Origin of the sequence: Photobacterium sanguinicancri (assembly GCF_024346675.1) — a bacterium.
GTDB lineage: Bacteria > Pseudomonadota > Gammaproteobacteria > Enterobacterales > Vibrionaceae > Photobacterium > Photobacterium sanguinicancri.
Map to the genome: position 1 here is coordinate 3,545,228 of NZ_AP024850.1, position 17,926 is coordinate 3,563,153.

Consider the following 17,926-nt stretch of genomic DNA (forward strand, 5'->3'; position numbering starts at 1 on the left):
CAAACGCGTAACACACCTGTAAACTAACAACCCCAATAGCATTAAATAAAATTACTTAGCCTTAACAAGTTAATGGTTAATTTTTGATAAACCTCCCTGAATTACCCATTTAGGGTTGTTAGCATGGTCAACAGTTAAACTACATCTTACCCAAGGAGCACCTATGACCGTCATGAACGTCGAAAAAAAGGTTGCAAAAAACATGGATCTGTCTAAATACGGTATCAATAATGTTACAGAAGTAGTACGTAACCCTTCTTACGAAGTTTTATTCGAAGAAGAGACTAAACCTGGCTTAGAAGGATACGAAAAAGGTATCGTGACTGAGCTTGGTGCAGTATCAGTCGATACAGGTATTTTCACAGGCCGTTCGCCAAAAGATAAATTCATCGTAAAAGATGATACGACCCGCGATACCCTATGGTGGGCCGACCAAGGCAAGAACGACAACAAAGCTATTGACCAAAATGTTTGGAACGACCTGAAAACCCTAGTAACAGGTCAACTTTCTGGCAAGCGTCTTTTTGTTATCGACGGTTACTGTGGTGCTAATCCTGATACTCGCTTATGTATCCGTGTTATCACTGAAGTTGCATGGCAAGCACACTTCGTAAAAAACATGTTCATCCGCCCCACAGAAGATGAATTAGAAAGCTTTGAGCCTGATTTCGTCGTAATGAATGGCGCGAAGTGCACCAACGAGAAGTGGGAAGAGCAAGGTCTGAACTCTGAAAACTTCACCGTCTTTAACCTCACAGAAAAAATGCAGCTCATTGGCGGTACTTGGTACGGCGGTGAAATGAAGAAAGGCATGTTCGCAATGATGAACTACTTCCTTCCTCTGCAAGATATCGCATCGATGCACTGTTCTGCCAACATGGGCGAAAATGGCGATGTTGCGGTGTTCTTCGGCCTTTCAGGCACAGGTAAAACGACATTATCGACCGATCCTAAACGTGCATTAATCGGCGATGATGAGCATGGTTGGGATGACAACGGTGTCTTCAATTTTGAAGGCGGCTGTTACGCAAAAACCATCAACCTATCTAAAGAAGCTGAACCTGATATCTACAACGCTATCCGTCGCGATGCCTTGCTAGAAAACGTAACGGTTCGTGCTGACGGTGCCATTGATTTCGACGACAACTCGAAAACAGAAAACACCCGTGTTTCTTACCCGATCTACCACATTGAAAACATTGTTAAGCCAGTATCGAAAGGTGGTCATGCTAACAAAGTTATTTTCTTGTCGGCTGATGCATTCGGGGTTTTACCGCCAGTATCTAAACTGACACCAGAGCAAACTAAGTACCACTTCCTATCAGGCTTTACCGCTAAACTAGCAGGTACTGAACGTGGTATCACGGAGCCAACACCCACTTTCTCGGCATGTTTCGGTAATGCATTCCTAACACTTCACCCAACGCAATACGCGGAAGTTTTAGTGAAACGTATGGAAGCGGCAGGCGCAGAAGCTTACCTAGTGAACACAGGCTGGAACGGTACAGGTAAACGTATTTCTATCCAAGATACGCGTGGCATCATTGATGCGATCCTTGATGGCTCGATTGATACTGCTGAAACCAAAGACATTCCAATCTTTAACCTAGAAGTGCCAACCTCGCTACCAGGAGTTGATCCTGCGATCCTCGATCCTCGCGACACTTACACTGATCCACTTCAGTGGCAAAGTAAAGCTGACGATCTAGCCCAGCGCTTTATCAACAACTTCGAGAAGTACACAGATACAACTGAAGGTGCATCATTAGTGGCTGCAGGTCCGCAAGTCGACTAATTATCCGCCGCATTAAATGGATACCTAAGCCCCTTATAAAAGGGGCTTTTTTTATTTTCACGCGACCTATTTCATTCAGATATAGGGCCAACACACGCTACGCGCAGATAGCTTTCATGCTTTTGTGCTCAACAGCTTGCCTGATCTCCGCTTTTACGCCACTCTGAACTATCTACATTAATTTGAGTTATGGGCACTGTATGCGACTGTTAGGGAAAATCATCGCAACCATTTTCATCATGCTACTTTTGGTGCTAACCATCATTGTCGCGCTACTGCATACTCGTCATGCAGCCCCAGTAATCAGCCAACTCACACAACGCCTGACCAATTACCAGTTTGATGCCGAAGTGGTCACTTACACCATCACAGATCCTTGGCACCTCACGATTGAACAACCAAGCGTTATCGATCCACAGCAGCAACGTTATCAGGCACAGCAAGCGCAAATTTGGCTAGCACCACACGAAACACTGGCGGCTTTACTCGGATTCTCGTCATCAACGACCACCTCCAAATCCGTCGCTGACTCGCAAACGCAGTTTGACTCTCCTCACTGGTACTTTGATAGCATTTTGATCAGCGGCATCGACATCCACCAGCCTGCGTTATCGAATATTCGTGATTCTGCGACGGCAGAGACAACGCTAGTCACTGCACAGACACCGCCTAGATCAAGCCTGCCCGCAATCTATACTCACCGTCTTGCTCTCACGCATTTCAACCTCACTACACCGACATTCGCCATCAGTGATGGCCAGATTCAACTCGATAACTGGCAACCAAGTGCCTCTTTCTGGGGTGACTTTTCTGGCGATTTTCGCATTGCGGCACCACGCTTAGATTGGCAACAACAAGCTTTCACGAACATCTTACTTGATGGCGAAAAAGGCAAAGGGAATAAAGCGCATGATGATTGGACAATTTATGGTTATTCATTTGAATGGTTAGGTGCCAGCATCAATGGCCAAGCAAGCATAGACACACAGGCCCGTCAGTTAATACTCAATCAGCTCACCATGACAGATTTTCATTTTCAATCTGACTTAACCATCGACCAGTTAACCCAGCAGACTAACGCCTTGGTATCTGATGCATTGAGGCTAGATAGTGATAAGCCAGACAATATTGCACTTCGCATAGGGCGATTAGACCTGATCGATAGCCAAATTGAACTCAATGATTTGTCACTCAACCAGCTCAATTTATCTCTACTCAATTGGCAGCACGGCCGCTCTGCATGGCAACAAACCGATAGTCAACTTTCACTCAGTGCCGACAGCGTTTTATGGCTCGAGACTGTCTTTGATAGCCCGCTGTTGGATCTGCGTTTTACGCCTGATGATATCCTCATTGAGGGGCTTTCAAGCAAAGTATGGCAAGGTTATCTACGTGCCAATGGCGAGATAACGCCAACGTCGATTGCACTCAACCAGCTGACACTGAATAACATCAAGGCTTTTTTACCATCCCAATGGCGCACTCGTGTCACGGATATTTTCGCGCCATATCAAGACATCCAGATTGATGAATTAGATATTGGCAACCTTCAGCTGACAGATACCACCCCCGAACGCCCTTTCCAGCTCAGCGGGGTCAATATCGATGGTAATGACCTGAGTATCAAGCAAGACAATCACTATGGACTATGGCAAGGCACCTTAGTTGCCAATGCAGGGTTTGCGAGTATCAACACGATTGAACTGGTTGAACCGTATATCAGTACCCATAGCCAAGCCGGAGAGTGGCAACTCGACCAACTGACGATCCCATTTAAAAATGGCTTACTGGAAGCCACAGGTCATTGGGGGTTAGCGCAACCAGCACAGCCTTGGCAATTCACTCTCACCACAGATAGCGCACCACTATTGTTGCTCAAGCAATGGTTCGACTTTCCGCTACCGCTTGAAGGCAACATCGACAGTTCACTCACCTTAAGTGGTCTAGCACACAATCGCGCCAGCTTTAATTACAGCTTGGTGGGCTCTTTACAAGCCGATTTCAGAGATACCCGTTTACTCAGTACACCTGCTGAATTTAATCAGCAACTCGCCAACTGGCGTCAGACGCAGAAAACAAAAACCACAACGTCAGGGGCGCACACACTCACCCAAACAAGACCGACCGCGAATGTTTCTCCTAAAAAAAACGCATTACCGACCGCACCTTTGATTGCCGTATCGCCGCTCAGCTTAACCAGTGATCGCGGCCGTATTACCCTAAAACCATTCAATATTGAAAATAAAGATATTCAGGCGACACTTGAGGGGGGATGGGATTTAGCGACACCGCAGAAACAAAAACTACGCCTTAATGTGGCGCAGTCTTGTCATCAATTAGAGCGTATTTGGCAACACAATCAGCAACACGTCTCCGTATCGCCGTCATCTTGTGAAGGAAACAACATATAAGTTCCGGTAAAAGTAGAAGCATGATGATCACCACTGAAGACATTCACTTCAACGGTGACGCGGCCTTTACGGCCACTGGCTAGGCGATCGAGGTCACCACTTAAGCCTTCAACAGATGCCACCGCGCGTGGTCGCTCTTTTACCGCAGCGCTGTAGCGGATATGACTATCCACCAGCACGATGTCGGCACTCAACTGACGCTCTTTGAGCAACATCCAAATAAAGCCCCAACCAGCCAAGGTTGCCATGGTAAATATGCTGCCAGCAAACATGGATTCATTAGGGTTTAAATTCGCATTAAAGAGCGCACTCACTTCAAAACGATAACCTGTGTATTGGCTGATTTTTATCCCCATTTTGTCGCTGATCGGGATTTGATATTGCCATAGTTCTTGCAGGGCTTGGCACCATTCAGGATGGCGCACCACCTCTGTGAGAGGGTCTAAATGTTTAAGCATTTGTTGGTGACGAACAGGACCACGTTCTTCACTCAACTCACCTTGGCTATCAAAACCGTTTTTAAGGTAGAAAGGGATCGCGTCTTCTCGCGCATTACACACTAAACGCTTAGCCCCTTCTTGGCGCGCCAAAGACTCTAAGGCCATCAGCACTAATGCGCCCATCCCCTTATGGCGATAATCCGTATGTACGGCCATAAAACGGATCTGGCCATCGTTATCAGGCGTCATATATAAACGTCCAATGGCTATAGCATCACCTTTGTCATCGACAATCATCCGATGGCAGCACAGCTCATCATAAGCATCCCGCTCTGAGCCTACGGGCATGTGCCATGGTTCACGCAGCATCCGCCAACGGAAGTCATAGTAACCTGCCAGCTCTTCATCTGTACTTGGGGTGATAAGTCGAAACATGAATTCCCTCTCTTAGTTATTACCCACAACTTGTCCATGTGGTGAACCCACACCAGGAAAAGCTAGACTTGAAGCCAGAATGTCACAGGGCCATCATTCAATAATGCCACTTTCATATCTGCCGCAAAGATACCCGTTTCAGTTTGGATTTCTTTACCCTTACAACATTCGACAAAATATTCGTACAGTCGTTCCGCTTCAGTAGGCGCTGCGCCTTTTGAAAAGCTAGGACGCATACCGCTATTGGTATCAGCGGCTAGCGTAAACTGAGATACAACCAACACGCTGCCACCCGCTTGCTGCACATTAAGATTCATCTTACCCGCGTCATCTTCAAACACTCGATAACCCAAGACTTTGTCACGTAACCGCTGCGCTTTTTTTTCATCATCGTCTTTCTCAACGCCAAGTAAGACTAATAACCCTTTACCAATTGCACCAGTGACTTGTCCATCGGCAGTCACACTGGCTTCACTAACGCGTTGAATAAGCGCAATCATTCCATTCTTTCCTTTTTAGTATCTATATCTTTTTCTGACACTGTTGTCTTATTTGTCGGATAAGCTTGGTTTGTCTCATCCTTTTGCTGAAGTGGGCACCACTGCGGACGCTCACCAAGGCTGGCGGTAATTTCAGCCCCCAGCAATACAATACACCAACACAAATAAACCCATACAAATAAAATCGGGATCACTGCCAATGCCCCGTAAATCACTTGGTATGAAGGAAAGTTAGTAATATACAGCGCAAAACCAGTTTTACTGGCTTCAAACAAGACACTGGCAATTAATGCTCCGATCAGCGCGTGGTTAAACTTCACTTTGGTATTGGGCACCAGCAAGTACAAACCAAGAAAGGCCAAGCTCGACATCACAACAGGTAAACCACGTAACATCTGCTGGAAGAACCCATTCACAAGCTCGCTTCCCAATAAGTTCAGCGACCCTAAATATGAGCTCACCGCAATGCTTGAACCCACTAAGATTGGCCCTAAAGTCAGCACCATCCAATAAATAGAAAATGACGTAATAGGCCGACGCTTTTCATGTATTCGCCAAATATAATTCAATGCCGTGTCAATAGTTGAAATCAGCATCATCGCCACGACAAACAAAGCCCCCATCCCGACAGCTGTCATCTTGCCTGCGTTAGCAACAAATTCATTGAGGTAGGTTTTAACGATCTCGCCCGCTGCGGGCACAAAGTTCTCTATCACAAAGTTTTGTAATAATTCCCCCAAGCCCGCAAACACAGGAAAGCTCGATAAAGCCGACAACACCACAGTGATCATTGGCACTAACGACAATAACGTCACATAGGCCATCGATCCTGCTGTCACCGTCAATCTGTCGTGCATCGCTCGCTGTTGAAGATAGCGCAAAAACGCAAATCCGACTTTTACGCGTTTAAATAATTGCAGCTTGCCAGTTGTCTTGTTGTCAGCCATATTCATTTAATCTATTGGTTGAGTTATTCATCTTGCTTGCCAACCTCTCGAATCAGCAAGAATTTTTACCACAAGGAGTGTGTTTATGCCTTACCTACTTGCGCTGCTATTAAGTGTATCGTTACTTTCTGGCTGCCAAAGTGCTTATTATTCCGCCATGGAAAAAGTTGGTGTTCACAAGCGCGATATCATGGTCGATCGCGTTGAAGAAGCGTCTGAAGCACAGCAAGATGCTCAGCAACAATTCACCAGTGCATTAGATGCGCTAAAAGCCTTGAATCAGTTTGACGGCGGTGAACTTGAAGCGGCATACAACAGCATTAACGATCAGTACGAAGACAGTGTCGATGCGGCTGATAAAGTCAGTAGTCGTATTGCGGCTATCGAAGATGTGGCTGATGCACTTTTTATTGAGTGGCAAGAAGAGCTTGAGCTTTACTCAAGCGCGAAGCTAAAACGCGATAGCCAAACCAAATTACGATCCACTAAAGCTTCTTACCAAACCATGCTCAGTGCCATGCACCGTGCCGAACAAAAAATGGCGCCAGTGCTTGATACGCTACGTGACAACACCTTGTACCTTAAGCATAACCTGAATGCCGCTGCCATTGGCTCTCTACAAGGTGAATTCAATGATTTGCAGCGTGATATTCAGCGCGCGATCAAAGATATGGAGACTGCCATTTCTGAATCTGAACGCTTTATTGCTCAGCTCAAAAAGGCGTAAATCATTCACACCCTATCCGCGATTCAACTTAATGGTTATTTAAACGAGTCAACACCCAGTTGGCTCGTTCTTCAACACTGCCCCAAGGCACATCGACGACGTCATATCCTAGCGCTTTATAAGTGCTAATTAACTGTAGATGAATAGCTTGCGCTTCTTCAAATGGGTATGGTCGCTCAGCATCTTGCACGTAAATAGTTTGGTTCGGTGCACAGAAAAAAACCGTCGAATGATAACCGACCGCCGCTTCTTGGTATTGAGCCGTCACCTCACAGCCACCAATGGTCAAATACGCACAGATGTCAGGGATTGCCCGATCAACAAACGCGGGCATAGTGTTACGTAAGGCTTCTCGACGCTGACGACTCATTGCGGTTAAGCATAGTTCAGCAAACGCAGGTAGGTTGGTCCATGGCAGCACACCATCAGGCTGTTGTGCTTGGTCTCGGATCAAAGTGCGTGATACTTCAGGAAAGACTAAATAGCCCTTATTCGCCAACGTATTCAGTAACGTTGTTTTCCCTGCGCCAGGGCCACCAGTAATGATGATTGGTTGCATTGTTGTATTCCTTTATAAGCTCAATGCCATCATACCAAACCTCAGCCAAGCACGAGGGCTAATACTGAAATTCAGGCATAAAAAAATCCCCCCAAAGCATGCGCCATGGAGGGATTTCTTAACGGAGGTTACTGGCTAATTACTTAGCTGTACGACCTGCACGTTTACGATCGTTTTCTGTAAGAAGTTTCTTACGGATACGAATGCTTACTGGTGTTACTTCTACTAGCTCATCGTTATCGATGAATTCTAGTGCTTGCTCAAGTGTGTACTTGATAGCAGGAGAAAGCGTTTGAGCTTCATCAGTACCAGATGCACGAACGTTAGTTAGCTGCTTACCTTTAAGACAGTTAACAGTCAGGTCGTTTGCACGGTTATGAATACCGATTACTTGGCCTTCGTATACTTCATCAGCGTGCTCTGCAAATAAGCGACCGCGCTCTTGAAGGTTGAATAGTGCGTAAGTTAGGGCTTTACCCGTAGCGTTAGAGATTAGAACGCCGTTGTTACGCTGACCAATAGTACCGCCCTTGTGAGGACCGTAGTGATCGAAAGAGTGGTAGATAAGACCAGAACCTGAAGTCAATGTCATGAATTCAGTTTGGAAGCCGATAAGACCACGAGAAGGCATCATGAAGTCCATGCGAACACGGCCTTTACCATCTGGTGCCATATCAGTCAGTTCACCTTTACGTAAACCGATGTTTTCCATGATACCGCCCTGGTGTTCTTCAACCACGTCGATAGTCACAGTTTCGAACGGTTCCATTAGTTGACCATCTTCTTCTTTGATGATTACTTCTGGACGAGATACCGCTAGCTCAAAACCTTCACGACGCATGTTTTCGATCAGGATAGATAGGTGAAGTTCACCACGGCCTGAAACACGGAAACGATCTGGGTTATCAGTTTCTTCAACGCGAAGTGCCACGTTGTGTACTAATTCTTTTTGAAGACGCTCAAGAATGTTACGAGAAGTAACGAACTTACCTTCTTTACCAGCAAACGGAGAAGTGTTTACTTGGAAAGTCATGGTTACTGTTGGTTCATCAACAGAAAGCGCAGGAAGTGCTTCAACGTCGCTTACGTCACAGATAGTGTCTGAAATTTTCAGCTCACCAAGACCTGTGATAGCGATGATGTCACCTGCTTTTGCTTCTTCAACTTCGTGACGCTCAAGACCAAGGTAACCAAGAACCGTACCTACTTTACCGTTACGTTTCTTACCGTCAGCACCAACAATAGTTACTTGTTGGTTAGGCTTAACTGTACCACGAGCAATACGAGCAACACCGATAACACCTACGTAAGAGCTGTAATCAAGTTGAGATACTTGCATCTGTAGTGCGCCATCAACGTCAACGCTTGGAGCGTCTACAGTATCAACTACTGCTTGGAACAATGGTTCCATATCTTCGCCAACTTCGCCTTCTTCCATTGTTGCCCAGCCGTTAAGAGCTGAAGCGTAAACAACAGTGAAGTCTAGTTGTTCGTCGGTTGCACCAAGGTTGTCGAATAGGTCGAATACTTGATCCATAACCCACTCAGGACGAGCACCTGGACGGTCAATCTTGTTGATTACAACGATTGGCTTAAGACCGTATGCGAACGCTTTTTGTGTAACGAAACGCGTTTGTGGCATTGGGCCATCAACGGCATCAACGATAAGAAGAACAGAGTCAACCATCGACATGATACGCTCAACTTCACCACCGAAATCGGCGTGTCCTGGGGTATCTACGATGTTGATACGGTAGTCATTCCAGTTAATTGCTGTGTTCTTAGCAAGAATGGTAATGCCACGCTCTTTCTCGATATCGTTAGAGTCCATTACGCGCTCTTCAGCTTCGCCGCGACCTTCTAGCGTACCAGATTGCTGTAACAGCTTATCAACCAGGGTAGTTTTACCGTGGTCAACGTGAGCAATAATTGCGATATTTCTTAGTTTATCGATCTGTTGATTAGACATGGATTTCACATTCACTCAGAACATGCAGCGACCAACGGGCAGCTACTTGGTTAAAAAAACGGCTCATAATTTAACAGATTTTACGCCAAAACCCACGAAATATGTGATTTATATCACCAGCTTTTTGAATTTAATCGCTGTAATACCGCTAAACCCTTATAAACACTGGGCTCAGCGAAAGATTAAGTTACTAAAAATACACTGTCATTTAGGCTAACAGTCAACGATAATGGCGAAAAATCACCCAGATATGGAATTGACAACGACCCTACCTACGATAAGGTAGTAGTCGCACTAAAAGGTAGTAAAGGCTTTATTGCACCAAAATGGTGCAATTGAATCACCATAATTGTGCAGAAATGGATTCTCATTGTCTCAAAAACACCAAAATCGTGCATTTTTTGGGACTTTAAAAATTGGCACACTTTTCGCTTAGCATAATTCATATAGCTCATCATCGAGCAATGAAAAAGTTTTGCGGCCAGTTGCCCAATCTAACACCGGAGGTTACTCAAGATGTCAGTAGAAAACGTACTCGCGCTAATCCAGGAAAATGAAGTTAAGTTTATTGATCTACGTTTTACCGATACCAAAGGTAAAGAACAGCACATCTCTATCCCTTCTCACCAAATCGATGCTGATTTTTTTGAAGAAGGTAAAATGTTTGATGGTTCATCTGTTGCTGGCTGGAAAGGCATTAATGAATCTGACATGGTGATGATGCCTGACGCATCAAGCGCAGTACTCGACCCATTCACGGAAGATGCAACGCTTAACATTCGCTGTGACATCCTTGAGCCTGCAACTATGCAAGGCTACGATCGTGACCCTCGCTCTATCGCTAAACGTGCTGAAGAGTTCATGCGCTCTACAGGCCTAGCAGATAACGTACTTGTGGGTCCTGAACCAGAGTTCTTCCTATTTGATGACGTGAAGTTCAACACTGACATGTCAGGCTCTTTCTTCAAAATTGACGATGTTGAAGCGGCATGGAACACAGGCTCTGATTTCGATGGCGGTAACAAAGGTCACCGTCCAGGCGTGAAAGGCGGTTACTTCCCAGTCGCGCCAGTTGATTCATCACAAGATATCCGTTCTGCTATGTGTTTAATCATGGAAGAAATGGGCCTTGTGGTTGAAGCGCACCACCACGAAGTGGCAACAGCGGGCCAAAATGAGATCGCGACACGCTTCAACACCCTAACCACCAAAGCTGATGAAATCCAAATCTACAAATACGTCGTACACAACGTGGCGCACGCATTTGGTAAAACAGCGACCTTCATGCCAAAACCACTGGTAGGTGATAACGGCAGCGGTATGCACGTACATATGTCACTAGGCAAAGACGGTGTAAACCTATTTGCTGGCGACAAGTACGGCGGCCTATCTGAAATGGCGCTTTTCTACATCGGCGGTATCATCAAGCACGCACGTGCAATCAACGCATTCGCAAACCCTGCAACTAACTCGTACAAACGTCTAGTTCCTGGTTTTGAAGCACCTGTAATGCTGGCTTACTCAGCACGTAACCGTTCGGCATCTATCCGAATTCCAGTAGTACCAAGCCCTAAAGGTCGTCGTATCGAAGTTCGCTTTGGTGACCCAGCAGCTAACCCATACTTAGCATTCGCAGCAATGCTGATGGCAGGTCTTGACGGTATCCAGAACAAAATTCACCCAGGTGAAGCGATGGATAAAGACTTGTACGACCTACCAGCAGAAGAAGCAGCTGAAATTCCAACAGTGGCTGAATCACTACAAGGTGCCCTACAGTCTCTAGACGAAGACCGTGAGTTCCTAACCGCTGGTGGCGTATTCTCTAACGACTTCATTGATTCTTACATCAAGCTAAAATCTGAAGACGTAGAGAAAGTAAACATGACAACTCACCCACTTGAGTTTGAACTTTACTACTCAGTATAAGTAACTGAGAAACCAATCAGTAAGTAAAACTTCGACCCGCTTCACAAGCGGGTCGTTTTATTATTGCCCCACTAGCTCTAATCACTAACCTCGATGTATCCATTCTTATTTTTTAGGTTATAGCGTGTTCAAATCATGGCTTACCTTCGCACTGGTTATTTGCTGCACCATCACATCGATACAGGCACAAGCAAACATTTACACCTGGACCGACGAAAATGGCATCGTGCATTTTTCTGATCAGCCCCACGCTAAAGCGGATATTTTCCCTATTGATGTCGCACCCGTATCAAAACCGCCAAAACAACCTACGAATAAAAACAGCGCCACCTCGGCGCAAGGTAATAACGGGGATAGCCGTCACCTTCTTTTTGATACTGAGTTACCTAAACATACCAAGCCATCAAGTATCCAAATCATGTCGCCATTACATGAGCAAACCATCCGTAACAACGAAGGTATTATCACGCTTTCTGCCGTCGCGAATCGCACTATGGATAAGGGGCATACCGCCAAGCTCTACCTCGATGGTAAGGCATATGGAAAAAGCCAAACCCGACTCGATTGGCGCTTAGTCGATATCGATCGTGGTAGCCATCAATTACAAGTTAAGTTATTAAAATACGGCAAGGTTATTGCATCATCAGAAAAGATAACTGTCTTTCTTCACCGCGCTTCACGCTTACACCCCAATAGGCCATAACAGGTACTATCGGGGGGCAAGTGTGCAAGGTTAGCCACCCCGCTATCACTCCGTAGTCAGACAGGTTACACTTGATTGCACCAACATAGTGCAATGCGATTTTTGGGAAATTACCTTTCAAGAATACGCACCACAAGGAAGATGACCGTGACTGCTGACTTTATGCCGCTGATTTTAGATAACCTCGTAACTGCGATCGTGCTACTCGATGAAGAGCTCACCATTCGCTATGTTAACCCAGCCACCGAGCAACTTTTTTCTTCAAGTCAGCGACGCCTCACTCATAGCCACTTCCCTGACTTACTGCAGCACTCGTCACTCGATTTAGGGCTAATACAAGCGACGTTACAAAGCGGTCAAGGCTTAGCCGACAGTGATGTCACCTTTGTTATTGATGGCCGTCACCACACCTTAGAGCTCAACGCGAGCCCAGTTTCGTGGCAAAAAGAATTACTGATCTTATTGGAACTCAAACCGATTGATCAACAACGTCGGATCAGCCAAGAGCAAAACCAATATGTGCAGCAGCAAGCCGCAAAAGAGCTTGTGCGCGGACTGGCGCACGAGATTAAAAACCCGCTTGGTGGCTTACGAGGTGCAGCCCAGCTCCTTGAAAAAACCTTGCCAGATCCAAGCTACACCGAATACACCCAAATGATCATCGAGCAAGCCGATCGCTTACGAAACTTGGTTGACCGCTTATTAGGCCCCCAACGTCCAGGGAATCGCCAAGTAGACAACATTCACGTGGTATTAGAAAAAGTACGCCAACTGGTGAGCTTAGACAATAATGATGCCATCACGATCGCCCGTGATTATGATCCTAGCCTACCCGATTTCACCATGGACCCCGAGCAGCTCGAACAAGCACTACTGAATATTGTCGGTAATGCCGCACTGGCGCTTCGCGATACCGAACAAGGGCGTATCACACTGAAGACACGCACTGCGCATCAAGCATTAATTCACGGCAAGCGCTTTCGCGTCGCAGCGAAAATCGACATTATCGATAACGGCCCAGGGATCCCGAGTGATATTCAAGATACCTTGTTTTACCCCATGGTCACTGGCCGTGATGGCGGTACAGGGCTGGGATTGTCGATTGCACGTAACTTGATTGATCAACACCAAGGAAAAATCGAAGTATTAAGTTGGCCGGGGCATACTCAATTTACGATTTTCCTACCCATTAAATAATCACAATAACGACAATTTCACTGAGGAGGCACAATGAGCAAAGGAATGATCTGGGTCGTTGACGACGACAATTCAATTCGTTGGGTATTAGAAAAAACCCTGACCACTGCAGGCATGCGCTGTGAAACATTTGCAGATGCTGACAGCGTGCTTGAAGCCTTAGAACGCAGTGTACCCGATGTACTCGTCTCTGATATTCGAATGCCAGGCACCGATGGTCTAACACTGCTTAAAGGCTTACAACAGGATCATCCAACGCTTCCCGTTATAATCATGACCGCCCATTCAGATCTTGATGCAGCCGTGAATGCCTATCAAGAAGGGGCTTTTGAATACCTGCCAAAACCCTTTGATATTGATGAAACCGTCAGTTTGGTTGAACGAGCCGTCAGTCACAGCCAAGAACAAAAACGCCAACAACCCGAGCAAGTGCTAAAACCGGCGCCTGAAATTATTGGTGAAGCGCCGGCAATGCAGGAAGTCTTCCGTGCTATTGGGCGACTATCTCGCTCCTCGATTTCAGTGCTGATCAACGGTGAATCTGGCACAGGTAAAGAACTCGTCGCGCACGCACTGCACCGCCACAGTCCACGTAAGAGCAATGCATTCATCGCTTTAAACATGGCTGCGATCCCTAAAGACTTGATTGAGTCTGAATTATTTGGTCACGAGAAAGGAGCATTTACAGGGGCGAACAGCGTACGCCAAGGGCGCTTTGAGCAAGCGAATGGAGGCACACTGTTTTTAGATGAAATCGGGGATATGCCACTGGATATTCAAACCCGATTATTGCGTGTATTAGCTGATGGTCAATTCTACCGTGTCGGCGGCCACTCTCCCGTCAACGTTGATGTTCGTATCATCGCGGCGACCCACCAAAACCTTGAGCGTCTCGTGGCTGATGGTGGTTTTCGTGATGATTTATTCCATCGCCTCAATGTTATTCGCGTCCATTTACCCGCACTCAAAGACCGCCGCCAAGATATTCCGCAACTCACCCAGCATTTTTTACAACGCGCCTCAGATGAACTCGCCGTTGAAGTAAAAACGTTGCATTCGAGCACTGAAGTGATGTTATCCAACTTGGATTGGCCGGGTAATGTTCGACAGCTTGAGAACACCTGCCGTTGGCTGACAGTTATGGCTAGTGGTAAAGAAATACTGCCTGCTGACTTGCCACCAGAGCTCATCCAACCGACACCTACAGTACAAGTTGGTGATCTCCCTGACTGGCACACTGCATTAGCCCGTTGGGCCAAAGAAGCCTTAGCTCAGGGCGAACATGACTTACTGAGTGAAGCGCTACCCGCTTTTGAAAAAATTTTATTAGATACGGCACTGGCACATACTCATGGCCATAAACAAGAGGCCGCAAAATTACTGGGATGGGGACGCAATACCCTTACGCGAAAGCTCAAAGAACTGGATATAAGCTAGTCTACTATTGCGTGCTTGCACAATCCCAAAAACAAACATCGCCAATGCGATTAAACCTTACCTTTTACAGTGGTAATTAGGGGTTTATTCGCATTACTCATTACGTTGCTAAATATGACTACCCCTTGATCATAAAAGGTATATTTGATGGCAACAAAATGTACTTTTTTCGACATGTTTAGTTGCATCAAAATTCAAGATAAGCCACTATCCCCTATCTCATTATACTGTACGATTCTCCAATAAGAATGATACGCCTTCCCATGTTGACGCTCCGCACAGCAGTGATGTTACCTTTTACTATGGTCCTACTTTTAACCGTGGGCGTCATCGCAATCGCACAACATAATAGCTATGAGCGCATGTTAGCGGAAGTCAGTAATAAGCTCTTATCGTCGTACACCAAAAACATCAGTAATGATTTAAATTTATTTCTTGGCGACCCATTCAAAACGAATAAAACGCTAGCCGACAGTATCCAACGACACCGCTTATATCAACCGCCAACACTCACGGTGCTGGAAGGCTACTTATTCGATGCTATTTCTTCGCTTTATATCAGCCAAAAACAAATCAATACCATCGCTTTTGCCAGCGAAGAAAAATTCTTCGTCGGTTACCGTAAAGAAAAAAATCAGCAATATTCATTACTGCTCAAAGATCAGCGTACGGCCAATGATTTATACATCTTTGATGGTAATAGCTACCACCACCCAACCAGCCATAAAATCAAAAATTACAACCCAGTAGAGCGACCTTGGTACCGCCCATTTGCCCAAAAACGTCAAGCTGGTTGGTCTGATGTTTATACCAATATGGACGAAAATCAGACCCTTACCATTTCTGCAGCCTCTCCAGTCATGCAAAATAATCGTCTTATCGGGGTCACAGTTACCGACATCAACCTCAGCCATATTAATAAATTTTTAGCCAATGAAGCACGATCGACTACTGGCACAACGTATATTTTGGATGATAAAGGGTTACTGATTGCCACATCCGTCAATCAAAAAGTAGTCAGTAATACTTTCAAACGCCTTCCGCCATCAGAAAGCGCTTCATCTGTGGTTGCTGCGAGTGGTCAGTATATTCAGGACCGCCAACTCAACACGCTTAGTCGCAGTACGGTTTTTTCATTCTCACACAACAATACCCGTTATTTCAGTCGTATCACGCCCTATCAAGATGAATATAACCTCAATTGGTCGATTGTTGTCACCACTGCCGAAACCGATTTATTAGGTCAGTTACCGCAACAGCAAATGATGGGGCTTATTGCCGCATTAATCCTCGGCGGTGGCGGGCTACTGATAGGTTTATCCGTTTTAGGGCGGATTACCCGCCCAATCACAGATATCGCTGAAGCGTCAAAAAAATTGACTGAAAGTAACTGGGACATCCCTGTGCGTGAAGGGATCTCGTTGAAAGAGACCCAGCAGCTCGTTAGTTCAATCAAATCCATGTCACACCGCTTGCAGCAGTCGTTCACTTCTCTGAGAAAGCATGTCCTTTTTGATAACTTAACGGGTTTATTAAGCCAGCAAGGTTTGGTGGATAGCACCAGTAAACTGCGTTCAGGAACAGATGCAGGGTTAGTGCTGATTGGCTTGAAATCGTTTAGGAATATCAACGACAGCTTGGGCCACATCAATGGTGACCAGCTATTAGTACAGATTGCCACTCGCTTTGAACAAGTAATGTCTAATCACATTCAATTAAGTCGACTCAGCCGTGATGAGTTTGCGCTTTTTAGCCAACAATCCTTCACTACAGAGCAAATTGAACAACTAGCAAAGCGGGCATTAGAAATTTTCCATCGACCTTTTGTTATTGATGGTATCGACGTAATGCTGCGGGCTCGGGCAGGTATCGTGAATGGGGCATTACCGGAGAGTGGCATCAATGGATGGTTGCGTAATGCGAGCTTGGCGCTCAGTGAAGCAAAACAACATGAGCACCCACTTCACTGCCATTACCAACCAAGCATGATGACAACGTCAATCGAACAAACACGATTAACCGCCGATCTAAAACGGGCAATCGACAATCATGAATTTGAAGTGTATTACCAACCCATCATCGATTTACACCACAATAAAGCCTGTGGTGCAGAAGCATTGGTGCGCTGGCATAGCCCGACACGAGGCTTAGTACCACCTAATGACTTCATTCCCTTAGCCGAAGATAGCGGCATGATTATCGAAATTGGCCACCAAATTTTGCATCAAGCCTGTATGCAGACTTACGACCAAATTCAAAAAGGCCACTGGCCAACCGACTTCTTACTACACGTGAATTTATCGGTCTGCCAACTGCTACAAACTGGATTCCTTGCTCAACTGGAAACCGTATTAGCAGAAACCAAACTTCCTGCGAAAAATTTGACCTTAGAAGTCACTGAATCACGTTTAGTGACTCAACCATTACTGACAACACAGATATTGAAGGAAATTCAAAGCTTAGGAATCCACATTGCCATCGATGATTTTGGCACGGGTTACTCTTCCCTGGCTTACCTAAATCAGCTTCCGTTTAATAGCCTTAAAATTGACCGCTCATTCATCAATCAAATGATGGTGACAGAAAACTACAGCGCCATTGTCACCGCCGTCATTAGCATTGCACACAACTTTCAAGCTGATACGGTGGCAGAAGGTGTCGAAACGGCCGAGCAAGCAACTAAGCTCAAGCAGTTAGGTTGCCGCTATGCCCAAGGCTTTTACTATGCACAGCCTAAACCAATGAGTGAATGGTCAACAGAAACGGTAAACAAATCAGGAAAGACACATCAGTTGGCTGAATATCAGGCCTGACTATACTGATAGTCTGTGCTGCTTTACGTATAATAACGCACCAAATTTTCTCAGACTTCAATTAGGG

Annotated in this window: 13 protein-coding genes; 8 read left to right on the top strand and 5 right to left on the bottom strand. The window is 45.7% G+C overall.

All coding sequences use genetic code 11. The features are described from left to right. Nucleotides 1-163 precede the first annotated feature (163 nt). Together pckA and OCU87_RS16345 are read left to right on the top strand one after the other, a co-directional pair. Nucleotides 164-1,795: a phosphoenolpyruvate carboxykinase (ATP) gene (gene pckA / locus OCU87_RS16340; RefSeq protein WP_094956290.1), complete on the top strand. Its 1,632-nt coding sequence runs from the start codon at nt 164-166 to the stop codon at nt 1,793-1,795. Nucleotides 1,796-1,995: 200 nt separating this feature from the next. Beyond that, nucleotides 1,996-4,206: an AsmA family protein gene (locus OCU87_RS16345; RefSeq protein WP_261857564.1), complete on the top strand. Its 2,211-nt coding sequence runs from the start codon at nt 1,996-1,998 to the stop codon at nt 4,204-4,206. Here the strand turns inward: OCU87_RS16345 and OCU87_RS16350 are convergent. The 3 genes from OCU87_RS16350 to OCU87_RS16360 form a co-directional block, all read right to left on the bottom strand. Further along, a complete protein-coding gene (locus tag OCU87_RS16350; protein ID WP_062690345.1) occupies nt 4,155-5,081 on the bottom strand; it encodes a bifunctional GNAT family N-acetyltransferase/hotdog fold thioesterase in 927 nt (308 codons plus the stop codon). The genes OCU87_RS16345 and OCU87_RS16350 overlap by 52 nt on opposite strands. A 62-nt stretch (nt 5,082-5,143) precedes the next feature. Next, nucleotides 5,144-5,581, bottom strand: coding sequence for a D-aminoacyl-tRNA deacylase (gene dtd, locus OCU87_RS16355; protein ID WP_261857565.1), 438 nt, complete (start codon nt 5,579-5,581; stop codon nt 5,144-5,146). Then, nucleotides 5,578-6,528 (bottom strand): virulence factor BrkB family protein, encoded by a 951-nt coding sequence (locus OCU87_RS16360; protein WP_083540907.1) that lies wholly within the window; start codon nt 6,526-6,528, stop codon nt 5,578-5,580. Before OCU87_RS16360 ends, dtd begins: the two co-directional genes overlap by 4 nt. Before the next feature lie 85 nt (nt 6,529-6,613). On the opposite strand from OCU87_RS16360, the gene OCU87_RS16365 reads away from it, so the two are divergent. Further along, nucleotides 6,614-7,255, top strand: coding sequence for a DUF2959 domain-containing protein (locus OCU87_RS16365; protein ID WP_062690342.1), 642 nt, complete (start codon nt 6,614-6,616; stop codon nt 7,253-7,255). A 28-nt stretch (nt 7,256-7,283) separates the two neighbouring features. Here OCU87_RS16365 and OCU87_RS16370 read toward each other — a convergent pair whose 3' ends face one another. After that, a complete protein-coding gene (locus OCU87_RS16370; protein ID WP_062690341.1) occupies nt 7,284-7,814 on the bottom strand; it encodes an AAA family ATPase in 531 nt (176 codons plus the stop codon). A gap of 139 nt (nt 7,815-7,953) precedes the next feature. Next, a complete protein-coding gene (gene typA / locus OCU87_RS16375) occupies nt 7,954-9,783 on the bottom strand; it encodes a translational GTPase TypA (protein WP_261857566.1) in 1,830 nt (609 codons plus the stop codon). Nucleotides 9,784-10,299: 516 nt separating this feature from the next. Between typA and glnA the strand changes: the two genes are divergently transcribed. The 5 genes from glnA (at nt 10,300) to OCU87_RS16400 (ending at nt 17,859) form a co-directional block, all read left to right on the top strand. Continuing rightward, nucleotides 10,300-11,709: a glutamate--ammonia ligase gene (gene glnA, locus OCU87_RS16380; protein ID WP_062690339.1), complete on the top strand. Its 1,410-nt coding sequence runs from the start codon at nt 10,300-10,302 to the stop codon at nt 11,707-11,709. Between the two features lie 124 nt (nt 11,710-11,833). Then, nucleotides 11,834-12,412 carry a DUF4124 domain-containing protein gene (locus OCU87_RS16385; RefSeq protein WP_062690338.1) on the top strand — a complete coding sequence of 193 codons (579 nt, stop codon included), beginning with the start codon at nt 11,834-11,836 and terminating at the stop codon, nt 12,410-12,412. 147 nt (nt 12,413-12,559) lie between these two features. After that, the gene (gene glnL, locus OCU87_RS16390) at nt 12,560-13,609 is read left to right on the top strand and encodes a nitrogen regulation protein NR(II) (RefSeq protein ID WP_094956299.1); all 1,050 of its coding nucleotides are present in this window, start codon (nt 12,560-12,562) and stop codon (nt 13,607-13,609) included. 33 nt (nt 13,610-13,642) lie between these two features. Continuing rightward, a complete protein-coding gene (glnG, locus tag OCU87_RS16395; RefSeq protein WP_062690337.1) occupies nt 13,643-15,046 on the top strand; it encodes a nitrogen regulation protein NR(I) in 1,404 nt (467 codons plus the stop codon). Between the two features lie 263 nt (nt 15,047-15,309). Further along, nucleotides 15,310-17,859: a bifunctional diguanylate cyclase/phosphodiesterase gene (locus tag OCU87_RS16400; protein WP_261857567.1), complete on the top strand. Its 2,550-nt coding sequence runs from the start codon at nt 15,310-15,312 to the stop codon at nt 17,857-17,859. Nucleotides 17,860-17,926: the final 67 nt, after the last annotated feature.